Origin of the sequence: Stutzerimonas stutzeri RCH2, assembly GCF_000327065.1 — a bacterium.
Taxonomy (GTDB): domain Bacteria; phylum Pseudomonadota; class Gammaproteobacteria; order Pseudomonadales; family Pseudomonadaceae; genus Stutzerimonas; species Stutzerimonas stutzeri_AE.
Genome location: NC_019936.1, coordinates 770,963 through 794,669, shown reverse-complemented (window position 1 = coordinate 794,669; position 23,707 = coordinate 770,963). Strand labels below are relative to the sequence as shown.

Here is a 23,707-nt window from a genome sequence, read left to right as displayed (position 1 = left end):
CCGCAGGCTAGCGCCTGCAAGACGCCAGCTGCAAGCGCCGCCGCAGCCCTCGGCAATCCTGGTTACAACTGCTGCCGGCTACTCTGCCATGCCAGACAGGCGTCGCGCGGCGGCCTTTTCTTCCCGCCGCGATGCGAGCCGGTCGGCCAGACGCGTCGGTTCGGGCAGGCGATAGCGCGTCAGGTAGCGCATGACCAGCTCCGGCGCCGTGGCGATGCTGACGCGATTGCCCGGCGAGATGATCAGCGGCCGCACCTTGTCTTTGCTGCGCAGTACGCAGCCGATCACTTCTCCGGACTTCTTGTCGCGCAACGCCACCTGCGCGCCGCGCGTCAGGTCGAGTTCGTCATGTTCGCCAGTCAGCAACTTCTTCGCCACACCGATGGTAGGCAGGCCGGTGACTACGCCCAGATGCGCAGCGATGCCAAGGCGCCGCGGGTGGGCGATGCCATGGCCGTCGGAGAAGATCAGGTCGGGCACGGCTGGCAGCTCGGCGAGTGCCTGCAGGACCGCCGGCAGCTCGCGAAAGGATAGCAAGCCCGGGATGTACGGCATGTTCGTCGGGATGCGCGCCAGGCTGCTACCGACCAGCTCGAGCGTGTCGGCATCCAGCAGCACTGCCGCGGCCCGGGTGATGCTGCCACCCTCCTCGAAGCCGACATCCACCCCGGCAATCAGGCGCAACGGTGGAAAATCGTCCTGCAGTCGCACCTGCGAGGCCAACGCCAGCTGCATCGCTCGAGCGGCTGTCGGGCTGCCGTCCCAATCGCCGAAAGGGGCCGCGGGATACGGGTTGTTTTCGCTCATGATTCGCTCCTGTGCATCAGCGGTTCGACGCCGTGCCGGTACAACGGTTCACCCTTTCGGCAGCAGCTCAGACTGGACAGCGCACCAGAAAAATAGGACGCTCCAGCCGCCAGACGGCAGTTTCACCCTGTTACTCCACACAATAATTAGAATCGCATGCCCAATCACGCCTCGATCAGACACGTCAGCATACTGGCCACCGAAGGAGTGTTCGCCTCGACACTCATGCAGGCCAAGGATTTCTTCCACATGGCCAGCCTGCGCTACGGCAGGCAAATCGGCCTTGACCTGACCCCCGCTTTCGAAACCCGCCTGGTCAGCCCCGATGGTCAACCGGTGAACACTTTCAGCGGCACAGGCATAGCGGTGGATGGTCTGCTCGACGAAGCCGACATGGTCATCCTGCCGGCATTCTGGGGCGATTTCGATGCACTCTGCGCGCAGTATCCGGAAGTCGCGCCGTGGCTTCGCGAGCGGCACGCTGCCGGCAGCGTCATCTGCGGCGAAGCCACCGGCGTCTTCTGGATGGCTCAGGCGGGCCTGCTTGAGGGGCGGGAAGCGACTACCCACTGGCGCTTCGCCAATGATTTCGCAGCTCGCTTTCCTGGCGTGGCCTTCAGCGCCGACAAGCACCTCACCGACAGCGACAACCTCTACTGCGCCGGCGGTACGACCTCGGCATGCGACCTGTACATGTACCTGGTCGAGCGCTTTTGCGGCGCGCATGTGGCGCAGGGCATGGCCCGCGATGTGCTGTTCGAGCTGCAACGCAGCTACAGCCCGGGACGCCTGGGTTTCGGCGGGCAGAAGCTGCACCTCGATACGCGAATTCTGCAGATTCAGGAGTGGCTGGAAGCGAACTTCGCCGAAAAATTCCGCTTCGAGGATGTGGCGCGCCAGCATGGCATGAGCATCCGCAACTTCATGCGGCGCTTCCATGCCGCCACCGGCGACAAGCCGTTGCACTATCTACAACGCCTGCGGATCGAGACGGCAAAGAGCCTGCTCGCCACCACCGGCAAGAGCATCAAGACGATCAGCTACGAAGTGGGGTACGACGACGCCAGCTTCTTTGCGCGTCTGTTCCGGCAGCACACCGAACTGTCACCCAATCACTATCGGCAGAAGTACCGCCCCGAGTCGTAGGGCAAACACGGGTAAGCCAAAGCTGTCGTGCGGAAGCAGGATGCCGACTGCTCGCATGCGCCAGCGTAGTCGAGACTTGAGCGACAAGGGCGTAGTGCAAGCCAGACCCGCGGGAGCGTCCCTGGCCGCGAAGCTCTCGCGGCCAGGGCATTCTCAGGGCTTGTGCGGCCGAGCCAGGTACTCGTGGGACTGCATTTCCAGCAGGCGGCTCAGGGTGCGCTGGAATTCGAACTCCAGGCGACCGCCGGTATAGAGGTCCTTGAGCTCGACCTCGGCGGAGATGATGAGCTTGACGTTGCGGTCGTAGAACTCGTCCACCAGGTTGATGAAGCGGCGTGCCATGTCATCCTTGGCGACGTTCATCTGCTCGACATTGGCCAGCAGGATGGCGCCGAAGATCTTGCCCAGCTCGATATAGTCGTTCTGGCTGCGCGGGCCGTCGCAGAGTTCGCGGAACTCGAACCAGGCGACATCGTTGCCGGTCTTCACAGCGCGAATCTCGCGATTCTCGATCATCAGCCCGTCGTCGTTGACCACCCGACAGTTTTCCGGCAGCAGGCTCTTGAAGCTGCGCTCCAGGCTCTGCTCGGCCTCGGCATCGAGCGGGAAGTGGAACAACTCGGCCTGCTCCAGCGCACGCAGACGGTAGTCGATGCCGCTGTCGACGTTGACGATCTCGGTGTGCTTCTTCAGCAGTTCGATCGCTGGCAGAAAGCGCGCACGCTGAAGGCCGTCCTTGTACAGCCCGTCCGGGACGATGTTGGACGTCGCCACCAGGCTCACGCCGTTCTTGAACAGCTCTTCGAGCAGCGTGGCGAGAATCATCGCGTCGGTGATATCGGAAACGAAGAACTCGTCGAAGCAGATCACCCGCGATTCGTCGGCGAAACGCTTGCCGATGATGGTCAGCGGGTTCTTCTCGCCCTTGAGTGTCTTCATTTCCTCGTGCACGCGCTTCATGAAGCGGTGAAAGTGCGTGCGCGTCTTCTGCTTGAAGGGCAACGCATCGAAGAAGGTATCGACCAGATAGGTTTTGCCGCGGCCAACGCCGCCCCAGAAGTAGATGCCCTTGATCGGCTCCTGCTGTTTCTTGCCGAACAGCTTGCCGAGCAGGCCACTCTTGCTGCGATCGTCGGCCACCAGGTCGTCGTACAGACGCTGCAGGTGGCGCACCGCGTTTTCCTGGGCGGCATCGTGGAAGAAGTCAGGACGTTTCAGGTCGGCCTGATAGCGCTCAAGAGGAGTCATGGCGGAGTCTGGGTAGTGAAACGGGGCCGACACTTTAGCCGCGCCCTCGGTGGTTGGCAATTTACTCAGGTCGTTCAAGCGTCAGCCCTCTTGGGACACCCGTTCATGGAGACCGTCACGAGGCAGCGGAACGCAGCCAATCGGGGCGTTCCGCCGTGGCAGCGCAGCCTTACTCGACGAGCGTGGCCAGCGCCTCGCGCACCCGCAGCATGGCGGCATCGAGCGCCTCGGCGCTCTCGAAGTGCGGACTGTCGGCGATGCATTCGTCGTCCAGCCACAGGGTGAATTGATCGCCTTCGTCCTCGCGAAGTTCCAGCGCGTCCGGCCCGCCAGCGATCAACCGCTGCGTCAGGCTGCCGATGGCCTTCGGGTTGCTCAGCGGCCGGGACAGCAGCAGTTCCTCGCCGTCGGCGGCGAAGAAGCGGAAGCGGAACGCACCGTCGGCCTCGCGGAAGCTGGCGAAACGCGCCACCTTGCTGGACTTCTTCTTGGCTGGCGCCGCGCTTTTCACTTCGCTGCGGAAGTTGCGCAGACCAACCGCCTCGCGCAGCTCGCCGAGGAACGGCGTGGCGATCCGGCGCGCCTTGGCCGCACCTGCCTGCAGGATGTCCTCCAGCTCGGCGGGCTTGGTGATCAACTGGTGATACAGCTCGCGCGCCTCGCCCAGTTCGCTGTCGAGCAGTTCGAACAGGCGCTGCTTGGCATCGCCCCAAGCCAGCCCGCCCAGCAGCTCCCGGCGGAAATCGGCCTGCTGCTGCGCGGTGGCGAAGGCTTGGTACAGGGTGAACAGGTGGGAGTTGTCCGGGTCCTTCGGCTCACCTGGCAGGCGCGAGTCGGTGACGATGCGCGCGACTGCCGCCTTGAGCTCCTTGGCGCTGCCGAACAGCGGAATGGTGTTGTCGTAGCTCTTGGACATCTTGCGCCCGTCGAGCCCCGGCAGCGTGGCCACGCCCTCTTCGATCACCGCTTCGGGCAGGGTAAAGAACTCGCGGCCGTTACCGAACAGATGATTGAAGCGCTGGGCAATGTCGCGGGCCATTTCCACATGCTGGATCTGGTCGCGCCCAACCGGCACCTTGTGCGCATTGAACATCAGGATGTCCGCCGCCATCAGCACCGGGTAGCTGTACAGACCCATGGTCACGCCGGCGTCCGGGTCTTCACCGCTCTCGACGTTCTTGTCCACCGAGGCCTTGTAGGCATGGGCGCGATTGAGCAGCCCCTTCGCGGTGACGCAGGTGAGCAGCCAGGTCAGCTCCGGAATCTCCGGCACGTCGGACTGGCGATAGAAGGTCACGCGCTCGACGTCGAGCCCGCACGCCAGCCAGGTCGCAGCGATTTCCAGACGCGAACGCTGGATGCGCAGCGGGTCGTCGCACTTGATCAGCGCGTGGTAGTCGGCCAGGAAATAAAAGGAATCGGCGGCTGCATCTCGGCTGGCGAGGACCGCTGGGCGAATCGCACCGGCGTAGTTGCCCAGATGCGGTGTGCCAGTGGTCGTGATGCCGGTAAGGATTCGGGTAGTCATTCAGCGAAATCTCGATCGTTGCGTACTGAAGAGCGAAAGCAGCGGCTAGAGGCGCGGAGCGACCAGCTCTTTCAATTCCACCAGTTTGCCGTGAAAAAAGTGGCCGCATTCTGCCACTTTCAGTAGCTCGTGGGGGTGCTGCAGCGCGGCGGAAAAGGCATATACCGACTCGGCATCAATCACCTCATCCTGCTCTGGCTGGATAATGGTGAGCTGGCAATCGCCCGCCAGCGACAGGCTGTTCAGCCGCGACACGGCCGGTGCCACTATCAGCAGACGCTGCACACTCTGCCCCTCGGCTTCCAGGCGCGCCGCCAGGCTGCCGGCGACGAAGCCACCGAAGGAGAACCCCAGCAGCGTCAACGGCAGCTCGGGTTGCTGCTGCCGCAGCCAGCGCAATGCGGCCTCGGCATCATCGACTTCCCCTTCGACCATGTCGTGCGCGCCGGCACTGGCGCCCACGCCTCGGTAGTTGAAGCGCAGCGTGCAGTAACCCGCGTCGCGCGCGGTGCGCTGCAGCGTCGATACCACCTTGTTCAGCATGGTGCCGCCCTTGACCGGGTTGGGGTGGCAGATCAACGCCAGGCCGGTTGGCTGAGGCTGATCGAAATACAGCGCTTCCAGGGTGCCGCAGGGGCCGTCGAGAGAGAGAGGGGTTTCGCGTTTCAACAAAGCAGGAACTCCGTGACCTTGGGACGAGTCGATTCGTCTTGCTAACTAGCTGCCAACAACCGCCGCCTCGCGTTGCGGTATACAGAGCAGGTACGAGACGTTAACGTAAGCACAGCCGTTTATATAGAGGAAGGACTCGTGGAACAGACCCTCGCGACCTGGTTGCTCCCGATCGTCGGCCTGATCGCCGGCATCGCCATCGGTTATCTGGTGGCGCGCAGCAGCGCACCGAACCGTACACAGCGGCAGGTCGATGACCTGCAGGAACGCTTCGATACCTATCAGAGTGAGGTGGTCACCCACTTCAATACCACCGCCAGTCTGCTGCGCAAGCTGACCAATAACTACCAGGACATTCAGGATCATCTATCCGACGGCGCCAGTCGCCTGGCACTCGACGAGCAGACCCGCCAGCGCCTGATGGCAGCCTTGCACAGCGAGGAAAATCACGGCACCCGCGAGCGTCTGTCGTCGCCGACGTTCACCGAGCCACCCAAGGATTACGCCCCGAAAGGCGACGACACTCCTGGCACGCTGCATGAGAACTTCGGCCTGAAGAGCCGCCACTGACCCCTCTGCCTGGCGCAGCTCCTGCGCCAGGCAGCGCAACTCCCCGCCTTACTGACGCAACCGCATCGATAGATCCACGGCGCGCACATGCTTGGTCAGCGCGCCAATGGAGATATAGTCCACCCCGGTTTCCGCCACGCTGCGCAGCGTCTCATCACTGATGCCACCCGACGCCTCCAGCTTGGCCCGCCCCGCGGTCATGGCGACCGCGGTGCGCATGTCGTCCAAAGTCAGCTCATCCAGCATGACGATATCTGCTCCCGCGCGCAGCGCCTGCTCGAGCTCGTCCAGGCTTTCCACTTCGATCTCCACCGGCTTGCCCGGCGCGATTCGATGAGCAGCCGCAACCGCTTCGGCGATGCCACCGCACGCGGCGATGTGGTTTTCCTTGATAAGAAAAGCATCGTAAAGGCCGATCCGATGGTTATGGCAGCCACCGCAGGTAACCGCGTACTTCTGCGCCAGGCGCAGCCCCGGGATCGTCTTGCGCGTATCGAGCAAGCGCACACCGGTACCCGAAACCATGTCGGCGTAATGCCGGCAACGCGTCGCCACACCGGATAGCATCTGCAGAAAATTCAGCGCGCTGCGTTCTCCGGTGAGCAAAGCCCGTGCGGGTCCCTCGAGATGAAACAACACTCGGTCGGCCTCAACCCGCTCGCCATCGGCGACCTGCCAATGGACCGCCACCCGCGAATCGACCTGACGGAATACCGCATCGACCCAAGCGGTGCCGCTCACCACTGCCGTCTCCCGAGTGATGACCGAGGCGTGGGCCAACCTCTCGGCCGGAATCAACTGCGCAGTGATATCGCCGCTACCGACATCTTCGGTCAGCGCTCGACGTACGTTGGCCTCGATTTCAGCAGTCAGATCGGCAAGGGTGAGATTCGGCATGGCGGGCTCCTCAGAATTGCGCGGATTATAAAGGTTGGACACGTCAGCGATAGCAACAACATGCCAACCGAAGCCGCGCCCTCAGACTGAGCTTTTTACCTCTCGGCGGAAAACCTGCGAGTATCTGTGAGCCAAGTCATGTCCAATGAAAAACCGGGCTTGGCACATGCAATCAATGCTTATAATGCCGTCTAAGAAATTGACGCCACCGAAATGGCGACACCTTACTGACGAAGCGCCGTTGTAAAATCAGACCGCTCGGCTATGCTGCGCCAAGAATCCGGTTCGACATGACAAAAACCGCACTAGATTGCGGTCTCACCCGGTACCTTCCGCCTTGCCCTGCCGACTTGGTTACTTTATTAAGACGCTGCTGGAAATCTGGCGTTGTGTCCGCCCCAAATAGCAGGCGACAGCAGGAGAGTCTCGATGCGAACCGACGCGAAAGTGGTGCACCTGAACAAGGCCGCCCCTGAGCACAAGCCTTCCTCCCCGGCAGGCCGCTTGCCCGTGGCGCTGATTAGCGTGCGCGACAAGGCTGCTCAGCAACTTCGCCAGGCTCTGCAGTCGCTATTCGATAACGCTGACGACTCGCTTTTCGAAATCGCTGACCGAGCAACCAGCAACGCCGAACAAAACGCATTTTTCGAAGCGATGCGCGACTTGCGCATGAAACGCCGCAACATCGAGCGCGGCTTTCTGCAACAGCTGTTCGAAGCTTTCGCCAAGCTGAACCAGTACGAGATCGGCAAGCCGCCTGCCCTGGACAGCGTCTCTTTCGACAGCCTGTCGCTGGTACAGAACGACGAACTCGAAGAGTCGGTTGCCATCGACACCATGGTCGCCAAGGTCATGACTCGTGCCGCGCAGCCGCTGGCCCATCTGACCACGCGCATGAATGCCCTGATCAGCAAGAAGCTCGATGACAAGAGCAACCCGCTAGGCCCGCATGCACTCTGCGACCACTTCATCGAAGCGAGCAGCAGCCTGGGCGTGGAGATCAAGGTAAAGCTGATCATCTTCAAGCTCTTCGAAAAATACGTACTTGCCGATATCGACCAGCTGTACGCCGAAGCGAACCAGACACTGGTTGCGGCAGGCATTCTGCCGGAACTCCAGTCGGCGCCTCCGCGCCGCCAGCAACGCCCTGGAGCACCAACTGGCAGTCATTCAGCGAGCACGCCACCCGGTCTATCCGCACACGCTGATGAGGGGCTACAGGAAGCCGCATTCAGCGCCCTGCACAACCTGCTCTCCGAGCTTCGCGGCACTAGCGTTCTCCCAGCCCGTAGCGTTCCGAGCGATGCCATCCCGATCTCCAGCGCAGACCTGCTTCGCCTGCTGTCACACATGCAAGCCAGGGCACCGCAGACCGTCGACGATTTCGATCTTCAGGAGCAACTCGCCAACCTGTTGAGCCGGGTCAGCGCAAAAACGGGGAAGTCGCGCGTTGTAGGCGAAATCGACGATGACGTGATCAACCTTGTCTCCATGCTGTTCGAGTTCATCCTCGACGATCGCACTCTGCCGGATTCGCTCAAGGCACTGATCGGCCGCCTGCAGATCCCGCTGCTCAAGGTCGCGGTACTGGACAAGACCTTCTTCAGCCGAGGCAGCCACCCAGCCAGGCGGTTGCTCAATGAGATCGCATCCGCGGCAATGGGCTGGGGCGACCAGGACGAGGCGCAGCGCGACAGTCTGTATCAGAAGATCGAGCAGATCGTGGCCCGCCTGCTCAACGACTTTGTCGATGATCCGGCTATCTTTTCCGAACTGCTGGCTGACTTCCTTGCCTTCAGCGGTGACGAGCGCCGCCGCAGCGAGCTGCTGGAACAACGCACCCGTGATGCCGAAGAGGGCCGCGCAAAGGCCGAAATCGCGCGCCAGGAAGTGGAGCGCGCGCTGAACCAGCGCCTGCTCGGCAGGACCCTTCCCGAGGTCGTTGTGCGCCTGCTGCAAGAAGCCTGGAGCAAGGTCCTGCTGCTGACCTGCCTGAAACATGGTACCCAGTCCGAGGAATGGCAGGCCGCTCTCGACACCATGGATGACCTGGTGTGGAGTGTTACACCGCACGAGGACGACGTATCGCGAGCACGCCTGCTTGAGCTGGTCCCGAGCCTGCTCAAATCACTTCGTGAAGGCCTGGTGAGTGCCGCCTTCGACCCCTTCTCCACCGGCGACTTCTTTACCCAGCTCGAAGCGCTTCATGTCCAGACGTTGCAGCGCTTTCAGCAACCACAGTCGCACCCAGGCGACACGCAACCAACCGACGCTTCAGCGACACCGGATACTGCACCGACCGCAGCCGAAGCTGCACCGGCAATGGTCGAAGTGGTCGACCAGATCGTTCTGCTTGCACCCGGCGAAAGCCGCGAGCAGGAGCCCGAGATCAGCCTGCCGGATAACGACGAAGCGTTGATTCAGGTCGATAACCTGCGCGTCGGCAGCTGGGTGGAATTCCAAGAGGACGAAGAACACAAGCTGCGCTGCAAGCTGGCCGCGGTGATCAAGCCCACCGGCAAATACATCTTCGTCAACCGCACCGGCATGAAGGTCCTGGAAAAGACTCGCATGGGCCTGGCGACCGAGTTCCAGCGTGGCGCCATTCGGCTGCTCAACGACACCCTGCTGTTCGACCGCGCCCTCGAGTCAGTGATTGGCAATCTTCGCAAGCTGAAGAACACCTGATCACAGCGATGAGCATGCTGTCCCAGCATGCTCATCGCTCATCACGCGGCAAATCGCCGCACTTCGCGCTTGGCTTTTGACCCCGCATAGCTAGAATGCCTGCATTCCACTCGAGGTGCCTATGCCCAGCCGCCTGAACCCCGAAGACCAGCAGCGCGTCGACGATTACCTCCGCGCTCCGCAGCACCAGGTCGAGCGCCAGCCGTTTCGCCCATGGATCCTGCTGCTCGTCGTGCTGGCCGTGGTGCTCGGCCTCGGGCTTCTGAGCCGCCTTTTGAGCCGCCTGGTGCTTTGAGCCTCGCTCGCCCCGTCGCGCCGCAGATTTCCTTGCAGCTATGAGTCAATCCCATGTCACATCGGATCGTAATCGTCGGCGGTGGCGCCGGCGGGCTGGAGCTCGCTACCCGTCTGGGTAGAACTCTCGGCAAGCGCGGTAGAGCGCGGATCACCCTGGTTGACGCCAACCTCACCCATATCTGGAAGCCGCTGCTGCACGAAGTCGCCGCTGGCTCGCTGAACTCGTCCGCCGACGAGCTGAACTATGTCGCCCAGGCGAAGTGGAACCATTTCGAATTCCAGATGGGCCGCATGGCCGGCCTGGATCGCGCCAACAAATGCATTCGCCTGGAAGCGACCCGCGACGAATTCGGCGTGGAACTGGTGCCCTCGCGCTCACTGAGCTATGACACGCTGATCATCGCGGTCGGCAGCACGACCAATGACTTTGGCACCCTTGGCGCTGCCGAGCACTGCATCTTCCTCGACACCCGTGAGCAGGCCGAGCGCTTTCACCGGCAGCTGCTAAGCCACTATATGAAGGCGCACGCCGGCGAGGGCGCCTCGAGCGACATCAGCATGGCCATCGTCGGTGCTGGCGCTACCGGCGTCGAACTGGCCGCCGAACTGCTGCATGCCGCCAAGGAGCTGGCCGCGTATGGCCTGGACGGCATCAAGCCCGAGGACGTGAAGATCACCCTCATCGAGGCGGGCCCAAAGGTACTGCCGGCGCTACCCGAGCGCATCAGCCAACCGGTGCACCAGACGCTGCTGAACCTGGGTGTCACGGTACTGACGGGCGCCGCGGTCAGCGAAGTGACTGCCGAAGGCCTGCAGACCAAACAGGGGCAATTCGTGCCAGCCAGCCTGAAGGTCTGGGCCGCTGGAATCAAGGCTCCAGCCTTCCTTCACGAACTCGACGGACTGGAAACCAACCGCATCAACCAACTGGTTGTCCACCCGACACTGCAGAGCACGCGCGACGACAACATCTTCGCCTTTGGCGACTGCGCCGCCTGCCCACAGCCGGACAGCGACCGCAATGTTCCACCTCGCGCCCAGGCAGCCCACCAACAGGCCTCGATGCTGGCCCGCTCGATCCGCAACCGACTCGAAGGCAAGCCGCTGCCAACCTATCGTTACAAGGATTACGGCTCGCTGATTTCGCTGTCGAGCTTTTCGGCGGTGGGCAATCTGATGGGCAACCTGACCGGCAACGTCATGCTCGAGGGCTGGCTGGCACGGATGTTTTATATCTCGCTGTACCGCATGCACCAGATCGCACTGTATGGCGTCCCGCGTACGCTGTTGATGATGCTCGGCGACAAGCTGAGCCGCACCACCGAGCCGCGCCTGAAGCTTCACTGATGCCAAACCGGCGCACCTTCGGGTGCGCCAGCAGGCGGCGATAAATCGCGGGCAAAAAAAAGCTGGATATCCGTGAGGACATCCAGCTCTTCATGCTTCCGCAGAAGCTTTTATGGTGGGTCGTGTAGGATTCGAACCTACGACCAATTGGTTAAAAGCCAACTGCTCTACCAACTGAGCTAACGACCCAAAAATGGTCGGGGTAGGGGGATTCGAACTCCCGACATCCTGCTCCCAAAGCAGGCGCGCTACCGGACTGCGCTATACCCCGATTGGAATTTGGCTCCGCGACCAGGACTCGAACCTGGGACCCAATGATTAACAGTCATTTGCTCTACCGACTGAGCTATCGCGGAACGACTTCAATTCCAGCTCTTTGGCGTTACGTTACCGCCTCAGAGGCGCGCCATTTTACGGTTCCCGGCTCGCCTGTCAACCCTAAAAATGCGATTCCTTACAACACTTTGCGTTCACCCCGCGGTTCGGCGAAAACACTGCGCTGCCAGGCATGACCTGTGGGGATGATTCCACCCCCCAGGGTCGCTACATTGCTCAGTCGAAAACGATCTGCTCGCCCTCGACCCGCGCCTTGACGCTGCTGCCCGGCGCAAACTGACCCGAGAGGATCTGCTGCGCCAGCGGGTTCTCGATCCAGCGCTGGATTGCGCGCTTGAGCGGCCGCGCCCCATAGACCGGGTCGTAGCCGACGGCGATCAGCTTGTCCATTGCCTCTTGACTGAGCTCCAGACTCAGCTCGCGCTCGGCCAGACGCTTGCGCAGGCGCCCAAGCTGAATATCGGCGATGCCGGCGATCTGCTCGCGGCCGAGCGGATCGAACACCACCACCTCGTCGATGCGGTTGATGAACTCCGGCCGGAAATGATGAGCCACCGCGTCCATCACCGCAGCCCGTTGCGCACCGGGGTCACCGACCAGCTCCTGGATCTGTGTCGACCCGAGGTTCGAGGTCATCACGATCACGGTGTTCTTGAAATCCACCGTCCGGCCGTGGCTATCGGTCAGACGGCCATCCTCGAGCACCTGCAGCAGCACGTTGAAGACGTCCGGATGGGCCTTCTCCACTTCGTCCATCAGCACCACCGAGTACGGCTTACGGCGTACCGCTTCGGTCAGGTAGCCACCCTCCTCGTAGCCGACGTAACCCGGCGGCGCACCGATCAGGCGGGCAACCGAATGCTTCTCCATGAACTCGGACATGTCGATGCGGATCATCGCCTCCTCGGTATCGAAGAGGAACTCGGCCAGTGCCTTGCACAGCTCGGTCTTGCCGACCCCGGTCGGGCCGAGGAAGAGGAACGAGCCACTCGGCCGGTTCGGATCAGCCAACCCGGCACGCGAGCGGCGCACAGCATTGGACACAGCGACGACCGCCTCATGCTGGCCGATAACGCGGGTGTGCAGCATGTCTTCCATGCGCAGCAGTTTGTCGCGCTCACCTTCGAGCATCTTCGACACCGGAATGCCGGTCCACTTTGAGACCACCTCGGCGATCTCCTCGTCGGTCACCTTGTTTCGCAGCAGCTGGTTCTCCTTCTTGCCGTGCTGGTCGACCATCTCCAGGCTGCGCTCGAGGTCAGGAATAATGCCGTACTGCAACTCGGCCATGCGCGCCAGATCACCCTTGCGCCTCGCCGCCTCGAGCTCGGCCTTGGCCTGCTCGATCTTCTGCTGGATCTGTGCCGAGCCCTGCACCTCGGCCTTCTCCGACTTCCAGATCTCTTCCAGATCGGCGTATTCGCGCGCCAGCTTGGCAATGTCGTCTTCCAGCTTGGCCAGGCGCTTCTTGGTGGCCTCGTCGTCTTCCTTCTTCAGCGCCTCGCGCTCGATCTTCAGCTGGATCAGGCGGCGATCCAGGCGATCGAGCTCTTCAGGCTTGGAGTCGATCTCCATGCGAATGCGGCTGGCGGCCTCGTCGATCAGGTCGATGGCCTTGTCCGGCAGCTGACGATCAGTGATGTAGCGATGGCTGAGCTTCGCCGCTGCGATGATCGCGCCATCGGTGATGGTCACCCCGTGGTGTACCTCGTAGCGCTCCTTGAGGCCACGGAGGATGGCGATGGTGTCCTCCTCGCTCGGTTCGTCGACCAGTACCTTCTGAAAGCGCCGCTCCAGCGCGGCGTCTTTTTCGATGTACTGGCGGTATTCGTCGAGCGTCGTAGCCCCGACGCAGTGCAGCTCGCCACGCGCCAGAGCGGGCTTGAGCATGTTGCCCGCATCCATGGCGCCCTCGGCCTTGCCGGCGCCGACCATGGTATGCAGCTCGTCGATGAACAGGATTACGCGGCCTTCCTGCTTGGACAGGTCGTTGAGCACGGCCTTGAGGCGTTCCTCGAACTCGCCACGGAACTTGGCACCGGCGATCAGCGAACCCATATCCAGCGCCAGCAGGCGCTTGTCCTTCAGCCCGTCCGGCACTTCACCGTTGACGATGCGCTGCGCCAGCCCCTCGACGATGGCGGTCTTGCCCACGCCGGGCTCGCCGATCAGCACCGGGTTGTTCTTGGTGCGCCGCTGCAGGACCTGGATGGTGCGGCGGATTTCGTCGTCGCGACCAATCACCGGATCGAGCTTGCCGTCTTCGGCGCGCTTGGTCATGTCGACGGTGTACTTGTCCAGCGCCTGCCGCGACTCCTCGGCATTGGGATCATTGACCGCATCGCCACCGCGCAGGTTGTTGATCGCATTTTCCAGCGCCTTCTTGCTGACACCCTGAGCCAGCAGCAACTTGCCCAGACGGGTATTGCTGTCCAGCGCGGCAAGCAGCACCAGCTCGCTGGAAATGTACTGGTCGCCCTTCTGCTGCGCGAGACGATCGGCCTGATTGAGCAGGCGGGCAAGATCCTGCGACAGGTTCATGTCGCCAGTGGGGTTCTGCAGCTTGGGCAGCTGGTCGAGCTCCTTGGTCAAAGCCTGACGCAAAGCTGCAATGTCAAAGCCAACCTGCATCAGCAACGGCTTGATCGACCCGCCCTGCTGCTCCAGCAATGCCTGCATCAGGTGCAGTGGTTCGATGGCGGGGTGATCCAGGCCGACAGCAATGGATTGGGCATCGGAGAGCGCAAGCTGCAGCTTGCTGGTCAATCGATCGATACGCATGGATATTCATCCTCAAGTAGAGCGGGCCGGCACCGTGAATCGCGCCACATAAACCCGCGAGATGCAGCATAGATGAGGATGATTGTTGAGGATTCAAGGCGGATGACATTGATGCATGTCATGCCCGGACCGCAGAGTCACTGCCGGTCGCCCGTGACGGGACGAATTATGGCGCCAGCCAGATCAGGCTGGCGAAGCGCCCGGTGCGCGCGGCACGACGGTAGGAGTAGAAACGCGCATCGCTGAAGCTGCACAGCCCGCCACCGTAGACTGCATGAACGCCGAAAGCCGCCAGACGGAGACGTGCAAGCTGGTAGAGGTCCGCCATGAAACGCCCGGCGTTGACGCTTGGCAAAAAGGCCGCGGCAGCGGCTGGATGCCGTGCCAGGAATGCCTCACGCACCTCGGGACCGATCTCGAATGCCGCTGGTCCGATCGCCGGCCCCAGCCAGACGAGCACCTGGTCGGCAGGAATCGCCAATGCCTCGAGCGTTGCTTCGAGAATGCCGCCTGCCAGCCCCCGCCAGCCCGCGTGTGCAGCCGCAACACGGGTTCCAGCACGATCACAGAACAACACCGGCAGGCAGTCGGCAGTCAGCACCGCGCAGGCCTGGCCCGGCGTCTCGCTCCAGCTGGCGTCGGCAGTCACGCAGGTCCCGGGAGCCGCGTGAACAGCCATGTTCGAATGCACCTGTGCCAACCAGATGGGTTCACAGCCGAGCGTGTCGCGCAGATGCTGCCGGTTCCAGGATACTGCCACCGGATCGTCGCCGACGTGATCGCCGAGGTTGAAGCTGTCGAACGGCGCAACGCTGACGCCGCCTCGACGCGTGGTCACACAGGCGCGGACATTGGCCGGAGCAGGCCACTCAGGCACGAGCCAGTCCTCGCCCCAGCCGCTCACCCGACGAAGGCCTCGCGGTCCTGTTGTAGCAGAGTGAGCAACCAGACGAAGTCGTCCGGCAGCGGCGACTCCCACTTCATCCTCTGCCCGGTCACGGGATGATCGAGCTCGAGGAAGCGCGCATGCAGCGCCTGCCGCGGGAACTCGCGAAGCGTCTGCACCAGGGTCGGATTCGCCGCTGGCGGAATGCGGAAACGCCCGGCATACAGCGGATCACCCACCAGCGGATAGCCAAGATGGGGCATGTGCACGCGGATCTGGTGAGTACGCCCGGTCTCCAGCTTGACCCGAACATGGGTATGCGAGCGGAAGCGTTCCAGCACGCGGTAATGACTGACCGCCGGCTTGCCGCCTTCGACCACCGCCATACGCTGGCGCTGCTGGCCGTGACGGCCGATCGGAGCATCGATGGTGCCACCGGTGATGATCACGCCGATGACGATCGCCTCGTAGATGCGACTGACGCTGCGCGCCTGCAACTGCTCGACCAGGCGCGTCTGCGCCTGCAGGGTCTTGGCGACCACCATCAAGCCGGTGGTGTCCTTGTCCAGGCGGTGGACGATGCCGGCACGCGGTACGTTGATCAGCCCAGGAACATGGTGCAGCAGCGCGTTGAGCAGCGTACCGTCGGCATGCCCGGCCGCAGGGTGCACAACAAGCCCGGCGGGCTTGTCGATCACCAGAATCTGATCATCCTCATAGACGATCTCGAGCGGAATATCCTGCGCCACCCACTCGCCTTGTGCCTGCTGCTCGGCATTCAATTCGAGCACGGCCCCCGCATGCACGGTGTCACGGGGACGCAGCACGGCGCCATCTACGGTCAGCAGACCATCCTTGATCCAGGCGGCAAGACGCGAGCGCGAGTGTTCGGAAAAGAGCTGCGCCGCGACCTGATCGAGACGTTGCCCGCCAAGGTCAAACGGCACCTCGGCATGGAGTTGGATGGCCTGTTTGGAAGTCGTGGACATACGGCGAGATAGGTTCGTCTGAGAGAGGCAGGTGACATCCGCTGGTAACGGACGGACCCGGGGACCGCAGATGGCGGAGCGGCCTTTGGTTTCGGCTACACGCTTGTGTTTAAATACGGCGTCTTTGTCCCGGCGCACCGGGGCGCTCATCATAACAGGACGGCTCCGCGCGAGACAGCCAGCCGTCACAGGGACGCAAGCCGCCATGCAAGTGAAACACCTGCTGCTGATCGCCATTCTCGCCCTCACCGCCGCCTGTTCATCCAATGAAACCGTCGACGAGAATCTGGGTGAAGTCGAGCTGTACCAGCAAGCACAGGCCGACCTGGACAACAAGAGCTACACCAGCGCCATCAGCAAACTCAAGGCACTGGAGTCACGCTATCCCTTCGGTCGCTTCGCCGAGCAGGCGCAACTCGAGCTGATCTACGCCTATTACCGTAACGTCGAGCCAGAAGCCGCACGCTCGGCGGCAGAGCGTTTCATTCGCCTGCATCCGCAGCACCCCAACGTCGACTACGCCTACTACCTGAAGGGCCTGGCCTCGTTCGATCAGGATCGCGGTCTGCTCGCCCGCTTCCTGCCGCTGGACATGACCAAGCGCGACCCGGGTGCGGCGCGCGACTCGTTCAACGAGTTTGCCCAGCTCACCAGCCGCTATCCCAACAGCCGTTACTCACCGGACGCCAAGGCGCGCATGATCTACCTGCGCAACCTGCTGGCGGCCAACGAGATTCATGTCGCCCACTACTACCTCAAGCGCCAGGCCTATGTCGCCGCGGCCAACCGCGGCCGCTATGTGGTTGAGAACTTCCAGAGCACGCCCGCCGTGGCCGACGGCCTGGCCGTGATGACCGAAGCCTATCAGCGCCTTGGCCTCGATGACCTGGCCGATACCAGCCTGAAGACCCTGCAGCTCAACTATCCCGACCATGCCACGCTGGAAGGTGGCAAGTTCACCCCTGTCGAGACAGAAGACGACAACCGCAGCTGGCTGAGCAAGGCCACTCTTGGCCTCATCGAAGGCGAAACGCCGCGTCCGGACGCGTCGCGCGCCAACCGCGACGTACTGCGCCAGTACGAAAATGCCTCTCGCGACCTGCCTGAAGAGCTACGCCCGGTGCTCAAGGACGTAGAGCAGCAGGAGCAGAAACGCTCCTGGTGGAGCCGCCTGACCTTCGGCCTGTTCGACTGAGAACGCTAACCTGGCGCCGGAGCGACATGTACACCGCGCGGCGCCTGCGCTACCAAGGGCCAGGGTCGGCCCTGGCTGGGCCGATCGCCACGCTTAACAGGAAGGAATCGATATGGGGCTGTTTCGACTGCTGTTCTGGATCGCGCTGATCGCCGCGGCGTTCTGGCTCTGGCGCCGCCTTGTGCAAAAGAAGGCAGCGGCAAAGCCGCACCAGACCACCCTGCCGATGGTCCGCTGCGCCCAGTGCGGCGTACACGTACCTCAGGACCAGGCGCTACAGTCGCAGGACCGCTGGTATTGCAGCCGCGCTCACCTGGAGCAGGACAGCAACACTGGTGGGCGCTGAAAACCTCACCTTCTTCGGCGACCAGGGACGGCGAATCCTTCGCCTGTATCACCTCTATCGCCTGACCATCGGCCTCGCGCTGGTCCTGCTGATCAGCGCCGACCTGCACAACGACCTGCTGCAGATGAGCAATCCGCAGCTGTTCCAGTATGGCGCATGGCTCTACCTGATCCTCAACATGCTGGTCGCCGTGTTGGTGCAAAGCCCCGAGCGCGATCTGTCCGTGCTTGGCCTGGCGTTGATGGACGTGATCCTGCTGTCGGGACTGTTCTATTTCGGAGGCGGCACGCCGAGTGGCATCGGCAACCTGCTGATCGTCGCCGTCGCCATCGCCAACATCCTGCTGCGTGGCAGGGTCGGCTTCTTCATCGCCGCGGTGGCGGCGACCGGACTGATCTATCTGACCTTCTACCTCAGCGTGAGCCGCCCGGAAGCGAGCAGCCAGTACGTGCAGGCCGGCGCGCTCGGCACGCTGTGCTTTGCCGCGGCGTTGCTTGTGCAAGGGCTGACGAGGCGCCTGCAGGTCAGCGAGACGCTGGCACGCCAACGTGCCGAAGAGGTCGCCAATCTCGAGGCCCTCAACGCACTGATTCTCCAGCGCATGCGCACCGGCATCATGGTCCTGGACCCCCAGGAGCGCGTCCTGCTCGCCAACCAGGGCGCGTTACAGCTGCTCGGCCAGGACTCGCTGGCTGGCGAACGCCTGGCGCCGCGCTGCCCCGACCTGCTCAAGGCACTGCAACAGTGGCGTGACAACCCGACCCTGCGCCCACGGAATTTCAAGGCCATCGCTGGCGGCCCGACGCTCCAGCCGAGTTTTGCCGCCCTTCAGCACGGCAACAAGCTGGACACGCTGGTGTTTCTCGAAGACACCTCGCAGATTGCGCAGAAGGCACAACAGCTCAAGCTCGCCTCGCTCGGCCGCCTCACTGCCAGCATTGCCCATGAAATCCGCAACCCACTGGGTGCCATCAGCCATGCCGCACAGCTGCTCCACGAATCCGAAGAGCTGGACGGGCCCGACCGGCGCCTGGCGCAGATCATCCAGGATCACTCGCGGCGCATGAATCTGGTGATCGAAAACGTCCTGCAACTCTCCCGGCGGCGCCAGGCTGAGCCGCAGCTGCTCGACCTCAAGTACTGGCTGCACCGTTTCGTGAGCGAGTATCGCCAGGGACTCAATGCGCAGCAGACGGTGCATCTGGAAACCATCGGCAGTTCGCTGCAGACGCGCATGGACCCCAACCAGCTGACCCAGGTCCTCACCAACCTGGTACAGAACGGCCTGCGCTACAGTGGCCAGCAACATGGGCGCGCGCAGGTCTGGCTGCGCCTGTACCGCGAAGAAGCCAGCGATCTACCCGTCGTCGAAGTGCTCGATGACGGGCCGGGCATCGCCACCGAGCAGCTGCATAACGTTTTCGAGCCCTTTTTCACTACCGAAAGCAAGGGCACCGGATTGGGACTCTACCTCTCGCGCGAGCTGTGCGAGAGCAACCAGGCGCGCCTGGATTATCGCGAACGGCCCGAGGGGGGCAGCTGCTTCCGCATCGTCTTTGCCCACCCGCGCAAGCTGAGCTGAACCGCGCGGACCGGTTGCTGGCAACACATCACACATCGACCAAAGCGGCAGCCACGGCGGCCTCCGGGGAGTTAACATGCTCGCCTGCCGCATTCGCGGCGACACCCGCTTCACGAATTTCAAGAGCAGGACCATGACCGCGCGCCAAAAAGCACTGATCATCGACGACGAGCCGGATATTCGCGAGCTGTTGGAAATCACCCTCGGCCGCATGAAGCTCGACACCCGCAGCGCGCGCAATCTCAAGGAAGCGCGCGAACTGCTGGCCCGCGAGCATTACGACCTGTGCCTGACCGACATGCGCCTGCCTGACGGTAGCGGCCTGGAACTGGTGCAATACATCCAGCAGCAGCACCCGCAACTGCCGGTGGCGATGATCACCGCCTACGGCAGCCTGGACACCGCGATCGGCGCACTCAAGGCCGGTGCGTTCGACTTTCTCACCAAACCGGTGGACCTCAATCGCTTGCGCGAACTGGTCAGCACTGCCCTGCGCCTGCGTGCGCCGGCCACGGAGGCGCCGGTAGACAGCCGGCTGCTGGGCGGCTCACCGCCGATGAAGGTCTTGCGCAAGCAGATCGGCAAGCTCGCGCGCAGTCAGGCGCCGGTGTATATCAGCGGCGAATCCGGCAGCGGCAAGGAGCTGGTGGCCCGCCTGATCCACGAACAAGGGCCACGCGCCGAAAAAACCTTCGTGCCGGTCAACTGCGGGGCGATTCCTTCCGAGCTGATGGAAAGCGAGTTCTTCGGCCACAAGAAGGGCAGTTTCAGTGGCGCCATCGAGGACAAGCCGGGCCTGTTCCAGGCCGCCAGTGGCGGCACCCTCTTTCTCGATGAGGTGGCGGATCTGCCACTGCCGATGCAGGTCAAGCTGCTGCGCGCCATTCAGGAGAAAGCCGTTCGTGCGGTCGGTGGCGCGCAAGAAGTCATGGTCGATGTGCGCATCCTCTGTGCGACTCACAAGGACCTGGCCGCCGAGGTCGCGGCGGGCCGCTTCCGCCAGGATCTGTACTACCGCCTGAACGTGATCGAGCTGCGCGTACCGCCGCTACGCGAGCGCCGCGAGGACATCCGCCTGCTTGCCGATGCCATGCTCCGGCGCCTGGCCCAGGAATGCGGCGACAGCATCGCCCATCTTCATCCTGAGGCCCTGGCCAAGCTGGAAAGCTACCGTTTCCCAGGCAACGTGCGCGAACTGGAGAACATGCTCGAGCGCGCCTATACGCTCTGCGATGGGGAGGAGATCAAGGCCGGGGACTTGCGCCTCGCCGACAGCCCCGGCTCGTCGGAGAACGGCGAGGCCAGCCTGGCGCAAATCGACAATCTGGAAGATCACCTGGAAGAGATCGAGCGCAAGCTGATCATGCAGGCTCTCGAAGAAACGCGCTGGAACCGCACAGCGGCAGCCCAGCGACTCGGCCTGACCTTCCGCTCGATGCGTTATCGCTTGAAAAAACTCGGCCTGGATTGAGTAGCGACGGGCCAGGGCCCGCCGCCAGTCCAGACGCCAGCTAGCCCTGCGACAGCAGGTTGCGCAAATCGATGATCGCCGCGTTGGCGCGGGAAATGTAGTTGGCCATCACCAGCGAGTGATTGGCCAGCACGCCATAGCCGCTGCCATTGAGTACCATCGGACTCCACAGCGGCTCCTGCGCCGCCTCAAGCTCACGGATGATCTGGCGCACGCTGATCGTCGCATTCTTCTTCGCCAGCACGTCGGCGAAATCCACCTCGATAGCCCGCAGCAGGTGGGACAGTGCCCAGGCCTGGCCACGCGCTTCGAAGAAGACATTGTCGATCTGCAGCCAGGGCGTCTCCACGACCTGCTCCTTGACCTGCGGCACGATACCCGCACGTTCCTGCTCGGGTGCGATGTCGGTATCCAGCCGCACGCGGCCGACGCTGGCCGAAAGCCGCTGCGAAAGCGAGCCCAGTCGGGTGGCCGTGTCGCCAAGCCAGTTGTTCAGGTTGTCGGCGCGGGTATAGAACAGTGCCTTGGGCTCAGGATCGCTGAGGCGCGCCAGATAGCGATCCAGGCCGCGGATTGCATTACGGTATTCGGACTCGGAGGCCGGCAGCGCCCAGCTGCGGTTATCGAAGTTGAACAACGGTTCGGCCTTGGCCAGGTCCGGGTCTTCTGTGGACTGCGACTGCGAGCGCGCAAAGTCCTTGCGCAGTGCCCGCGAAAGATCTCGGACCTGCACCAGCACCCCGTATTCCCAGCTCGGCATGTTGTCCAGCCAGAGGCCCGGAGGCGCAATGTCGTTGCTCAGGTAGCCGCCTGGTTTGTCCAGCAGGGTGCTGGCAACGCGTTTGAGGGTTTCCACCGTCGTGTAACCGCTGACCAACTGGCGCTGCGATGCCTCAGCTGCCTGACGGGTGTGCTGCTGCACCGGGAACATATCCGGCTCCCGGCTCCAGTACCATCCGAGTATCAGCGTGACCAACAGGTAGACACCCAGAAGGCCGGCAAGAATCAGCAGAAGCGGGCTGCCCGACCGATGGCCGGCCGTCCCGGCAGAGCCATTCGAGCGGCCTAGGCGGGCGAAGCGGTTCTTCCAGTCCAACATGGGCAATGTGTCCTTCTCGCGAGTTCAGGAGTTCGACCGCATGGCGTCGGCGACGTTGCGATGAGATGCCCTCACTATAACGCACAGCCCCGACCAGCTCAGTGCCAAATTGAGAACCACTACCACACCGGCGCGCTTTCAAAGCGCCCCAGCGGTGATAGCATGCCGCCATTATAAAGCACCGGGGCAGCGCACCTGGCGCACCAGGAAAACCGAGATGTCGGATCAGGAAGAGCTCAAGCAACATTTCGCGCAACGCGTCATCCACCAGGCACGGGAAGTGCTGGAGGTGTGGCAGCAGCTGCAACGCAGCGAATGGAACGGGGATTACCACGCCGCTCTCAGCGAAGCGACCACCCGCCTTCGCCGCTTCGCCGACCGCTTCGAGCAGACCGAGCACAGCGAACTGGCGCTGAATATCGAGGATTGCCTGGGCGAGATTCGTGACAACCGCGGCCGTCTTTCCAGCAGCACCATCTCAACCCTCAGCCAGTTGATCTATCGCCTCGCGCGCACCGGCCTGCGCCACAGCGATCCGCACAATCAGTCGTTTCTTCCGCCGCTGAGCAAGCCGGTATATATCGCCCTGCAGGATCCGCAGCGCGCCGAACACCTGGTACGCCAACTGGACTTCTTCAGCATGTCCGCGCAGGCATTCAACGACGTCGCTGCCTTTCGAACCGCCATGCATCGACGCCATCCTGCCGCCATTGTCATGGATGTGGATTTCAACGGCACCGGCGAGGGGCTACGCCTGGCCGAACAGGTGCAACAGGGACTGGAATCCAAGCTGCCGATGCTGTTTTTCAGCCATACCGAAACCGATACCCCAACGCGCCTGGCTGCCGTGCGCGCGGGCGGTCTGGAGTTCTTCACTGGCACCCTGGACGCCAGCAGCCTGCTGGAGAAGATCGAAATCTTCACCCGTACCGCGCACTACGAACCGATCCGCGTGCTGATCATCGACGACTCCCGCGCCCAGGCCACCCATACCGAGCGAGTCCTGAACAACGCCGGCATCGTCACTCAGACGCTGATCGAGCCGATCCAGGCCATCGGCGTGCTGGCCGAATTCCAACCGGACCTGATCATCCTCGACATGTACATGCCCGAGTGTCTGGGCACTGAACTGGCGAAGGTGATCCGCCAGCATGAGCGCTACGTCAGCGTACCGATCATCTACCTTTCCGCCGAAGACGACCTGGACAAGCAGCTGGACGCCATGGGTGAAGGCGGCGATGACTTCCTCACCAAACCGATCAAACCCAGCCACCTGATCGCGACCGTGCGCACCCGTGCGACCCGAGCCAGAAGCCTGAAAGCACGTATCGTGCGCGACAGCCTCACCGGGCTCTACAACCACACCCACAGCCTCCAGCTGCTCGAGGACGCACGCTTCCGTGCGCTACGCGATAACCGTCCGCTGAGCTTCGCCATGCTCGACATCGATCACTTCAAGCAGGTCAACGACACCTTCGGCCATCCCATGGGCGACCGGGTCATCAAGAGCCTCGCGCTGTTCCTGAAACAGCGCCTGCGCAAGACTGACCACATCGGCCGCTATGGCGGTGAAGAGTTCGCCGTGGTACTGCCCGACACCCCGGCCGAGGCGGCCTGCAAGGTGCTGAACGAGATCCGCCAGCGCTTTGCAGAGATTCGTTTCCCGGCTCAGCCGCAGGATCTAAGCTGCACCTTCAGCTGCGGCATTACCGAGCTGACTGGTAATGCGGAGGTCAAGGTACTCACCCAGCAGGCCGACGAGGCGCTGTATCGCGCCAAGCACGGTGGCCGCAACCGCGTCGAGCGTTACTGATCCGCGGTC

The 23,707-nt window shown here is 62.8% G+C and carries 19 protein-coding genes and 3 tRNA genes; 10 read left to right on the top strand and 12 right to left on the bottom strand.

The window, feature by feature from the left end:
• Positions 1 to 78: 78 nt before the first annotated feature.
• Entirely contained in the window at positions 79 to 807 is a 729-nt protein-coding gene (gene nfi / locus PSEST_RS03545; RefSeq protein WP_015275665.1) for a deoxyribonuclease V, read from the bottom strand.
• A 156-nt stretch (positions 808 to 963) separates the two neighbouring features.
• On the opposite strand from nfi, the gene PSEST_RS03540 reads away from it, so the two are divergent.
• Positions 964 to 1,953, top strand: a complete 990-nt coding sequence (locus PSEST_RS03540; RefSeq protein ID WP_015275664.1) for a GlxA family transcriptional regulator — start codon at positions 964 to 966, stop codon at positions 1,951 to 1,953.
• Between the two features lie 153 nt (positions 1,954 to 2,106).
• Here PSEST_RS03540 and zapE read toward each other — a convergent pair whose 3' ends face one another.
• The 3 genes from zapE to PSEST_RS03525 form a co-directional block, all read right to left on the bottom strand.
• On the bottom strand, positions 2,107 to 3,201 hold the full coding sequence (zapE, locus tag PSEST_RS03535; protein WP_041756445.1) for a cell division protein ZapE: 1,095 nt from the start codon (positions 3,199 to 3,201) through the stop codon (positions 2,107 to 2,109).
• Positions 3,202 to 3,370: 169 nt separating this feature from the next.
• Positions 3,371 to 4,729 (bottom strand): tryptophan--tRNA ligase, encoded by a 1,359-nt coding sequence (locus PSEST_RS03530; RefSeq protein WP_015275662.1) that lies wholly within the window; start codon positions 4,727 to 4,729, stop codon positions 3,371 to 3,373.
• A 45-nt stretch (positions 4,730 to 4,774) separates the two neighbouring features.
• A complete protein-coding gene (locus PSEST_RS03525) occupies positions 4,775 to 5,401 on the bottom strand; it encodes an alpha/beta hydrolase (protein ID WP_015275661.1) in 627 nt (208 codons plus the stop codon).
• A gap of 138 nt (positions 5,402 to 5,539) precedes the next feature.
• Here PSEST_RS03525 and PSEST_RS03520 point away from each other — a divergent pair, with 138 nt between their 5' ends.
• Positions 5,540 to 5,971 carry a YhcB family protein gene (locus tag PSEST_RS03520; RefSeq protein ID WP_015275660.1) on the top strand — a complete coding sequence of 144 codons (432 nt, stop codon included), beginning with the start codon at positions 5,540 to 5,542 and terminating at the stop codon, positions 5,969 to 5,971.
• Between the two features lie 48 nt (positions 5,972 to 6,019).
• On the opposite strand, the gene nadC is transcribed toward PSEST_RS03520, so the two are convergent.
• Positions 6,020 to 6,868: a carboxylating nicotinate-nucleotide diphosphorylase gene (gene nadC / locus PSEST_RS03515; RefSeq protein ID WP_015275659.1), complete on the bottom strand. Its 849-nt coding sequence runs from the start codon at positions 6,866 to 6,868 to the stop codon at positions 6,020 to 6,022.
• A gap of 429 nt (positions 6,869 to 7,297) precedes the next feature.
• Here nadC and PSEST_RS03510 point away from each other — a divergent pair, with 429 nt between their 5' ends.
• The 3 genes from PSEST_RS03510 to PSEST_RS03500 all read left to right on the top strand — a co-directional run bounded on the left by PSEST_RS03510 (position 7,298) and on the right by PSEST_RS03500 (position 11,200).
• Positions 7,298 to 9,556: a DUF1631 domain-containing protein gene (locus PSEST_RS03510; protein WP_015275658.1), complete on the top strand. Its 2,259-nt coding sequence runs from the start codon at positions 7,298 to 7,300 to the stop codon at positions 9,554 to 9,556.
• A gap of 121 nt (positions 9,557 to 9,677) precedes the next feature.
• A complete protein-coding gene (locus tag PSEST_RS03505; RefSeq protein WP_015275657.1) occupies positions 9,678 to 9,851 on the top strand; it encodes a DUF3094 family protein in 174 nt (57 codons plus the stop codon).
• 53 nt (positions 9,852 to 9,904) lie between these two features.
• Positions 9,905 to 11,200, top strand: coding sequence for an NAD(P)/FAD-dependent oxidoreductase (locus tag PSEST_RS03500; protein WP_015275656.1), 1,296 nt, complete (start codon positions 9,905 to 9,907; stop codon positions 11,198 to 11,200).
• Positions 11,201 to 11,313: 113 nt separating this feature from the next.
• Here PSEST_RS03500 and PSEST_RS03495 read toward each other — a convergent pair.
• The 6 genes from PSEST_RS03495 to rluD all read right to left on the bottom strand — a co-directional run bounded on the left by PSEST_RS03495 (position 11,314) and on the right by rluD (position 16,192).
• Positions 11,314 to 11,389, bottom strand: a tRNA-Lys gene (locus PSEST_RS03495).
• Positions 11,390 to 11,394: 5 nt separating this feature from the next.
• Positions 11,395 to 11,471, bottom strand: a tRNA-Pro gene (locus PSEST_RS03490).
• A gap of 9 nt (positions 11,472 to 11,480) precedes the next feature.
• Positions 11,481 to 11,556 (bottom strand) — tRNA-Asn (locus tag PSEST_RS03485).
• A gap of 196 nt (positions 11,557 to 11,752) precedes the next feature.
• Positions 11,753 to 14,317 (bottom strand): ATP-dependent chaperone ClpB, encoded by a 2,565-nt coding sequence (gene clpB / locus PSEST_RS03480; RefSeq protein ID WP_015275655.1) that lies wholly within the window; start codon positions 14,315 to 14,317, stop codon positions 11,753 to 11,755.
• A gap of 166 nt (positions 14,318 to 14,483) precedes the next feature.
• The gene (pgeF, locus tag PSEST_RS03475; RefSeq protein WP_015275654.1) at positions 14,484 to 15,221 is read right to left on the bottom strand and encodes a peptidoglycan editing factor PgeF; all 738 of its coding nucleotides are present in this window, start codon (positions 15,219 to 15,221) and stop codon (positions 14,484 to 14,486) included.
• Complete coding sequence (gene rluD / locus PSEST_RS03470; RefSeq protein WP_041756444.1) at positions 15,218 to 16,192, bottom strand: 23S rRNA pseudouridine(1911/1915/1917) synthase RluD; 975 nt, start codon at positions 16,190 to 16,192, stop codon at positions 15,218 to 15,220. Before rluD ends, pgeF begins: the two co-directional genes overlap by 4 nt.
• A gap of 205 nt (positions 16,193 to 16,397) precedes the next feature.
• Between rluD and PSEST_RS03465 the strand changes: the two genes are divergently transcribed.
• The 4 genes from PSEST_RS03465 to PSEST_RS03450 all read left to right on the top strand — a co-directional run bounded on the left by PSEST_RS03465 (position 16,398) and on the right by PSEST_RS03450 (position 20,786).
• Complete coding sequence (locus PSEST_RS03465) at positions 16,398 to 17,387, top strand: outer membrane protein assembly factor BamD (protein WP_015275652.1); 990 nt, start codon at positions 16,398 to 16,400, stop codon at positions 17,385 to 17,387.
• A gap of 112 nt (positions 17,388 to 17,499) precedes the next feature.
• On the top strand, positions 17,500 to 17,733 hold the full coding sequence (locus PSEST_RS03460; protein WP_015275651.1) for a PP0621 family protein: 234 nt from the start codon (positions 17,500 to 17,502) through the stop codon (positions 17,731 to 17,733).
• Positions 17,723 to 19,315 (top strand): sensor histidine kinase, encoded by a 1,593-nt coding sequence (locus PSEST_RS03455; RefSeq protein WP_015275650.1) that lies wholly within the window; start codon positions 17,723 to 17,725, stop codon positions 19,313 to 19,315. The genes PSEST_RS03460 and PSEST_RS03455 overlap by 11 nt, the downstream gene beginning before the upstream one ends.
• 133 nt (positions 19,316 to 19,448) lie before the next feature.
• Positions 19,449 to 20,786 (top strand): sigma-54-dependent transcriptional regulator, encoded by a 1,338-nt coding sequence (locus tag PSEST_RS03450; protein WP_041756888.1) that lies wholly within the window; start codon positions 19,449 to 19,451, stop codon positions 20,784 to 20,786.
• Between the two features lie 40 nt (positions 20,787 to 20,826).
• Here the strand turns inward: PSEST_RS03450 and PSEST_RS03445 are convergent, their stop codons facing one another.
• Positions 20,827 to 21,885, bottom strand: coding sequence for a DUF2333 family protein (locus PSEST_RS03445; protein ID WP_015275648.1), 1,059 nt, complete (start codon positions 21,883 to 21,885; stop codon positions 20,827 to 20,829).
• A gap of 217 nt (positions 21,886 to 22,102) precedes the next feature.
• On the opposite strand from PSEST_RS03445, the gene PSEST_RS03440 reads away from it, so the two are divergent.
• Positions 22,103 to 23,698, top strand: coding sequence for a response regulator (locus PSEST_RS03440; protein ID WP_015275647.1), 1,596 nt, complete (start codon positions 22,103 to 22,105; stop codon positions 23,696 to 23,698).
• The last annotated feature ends 9 nt before the right edge of the window (positions 23,699 to 23,707 follow it).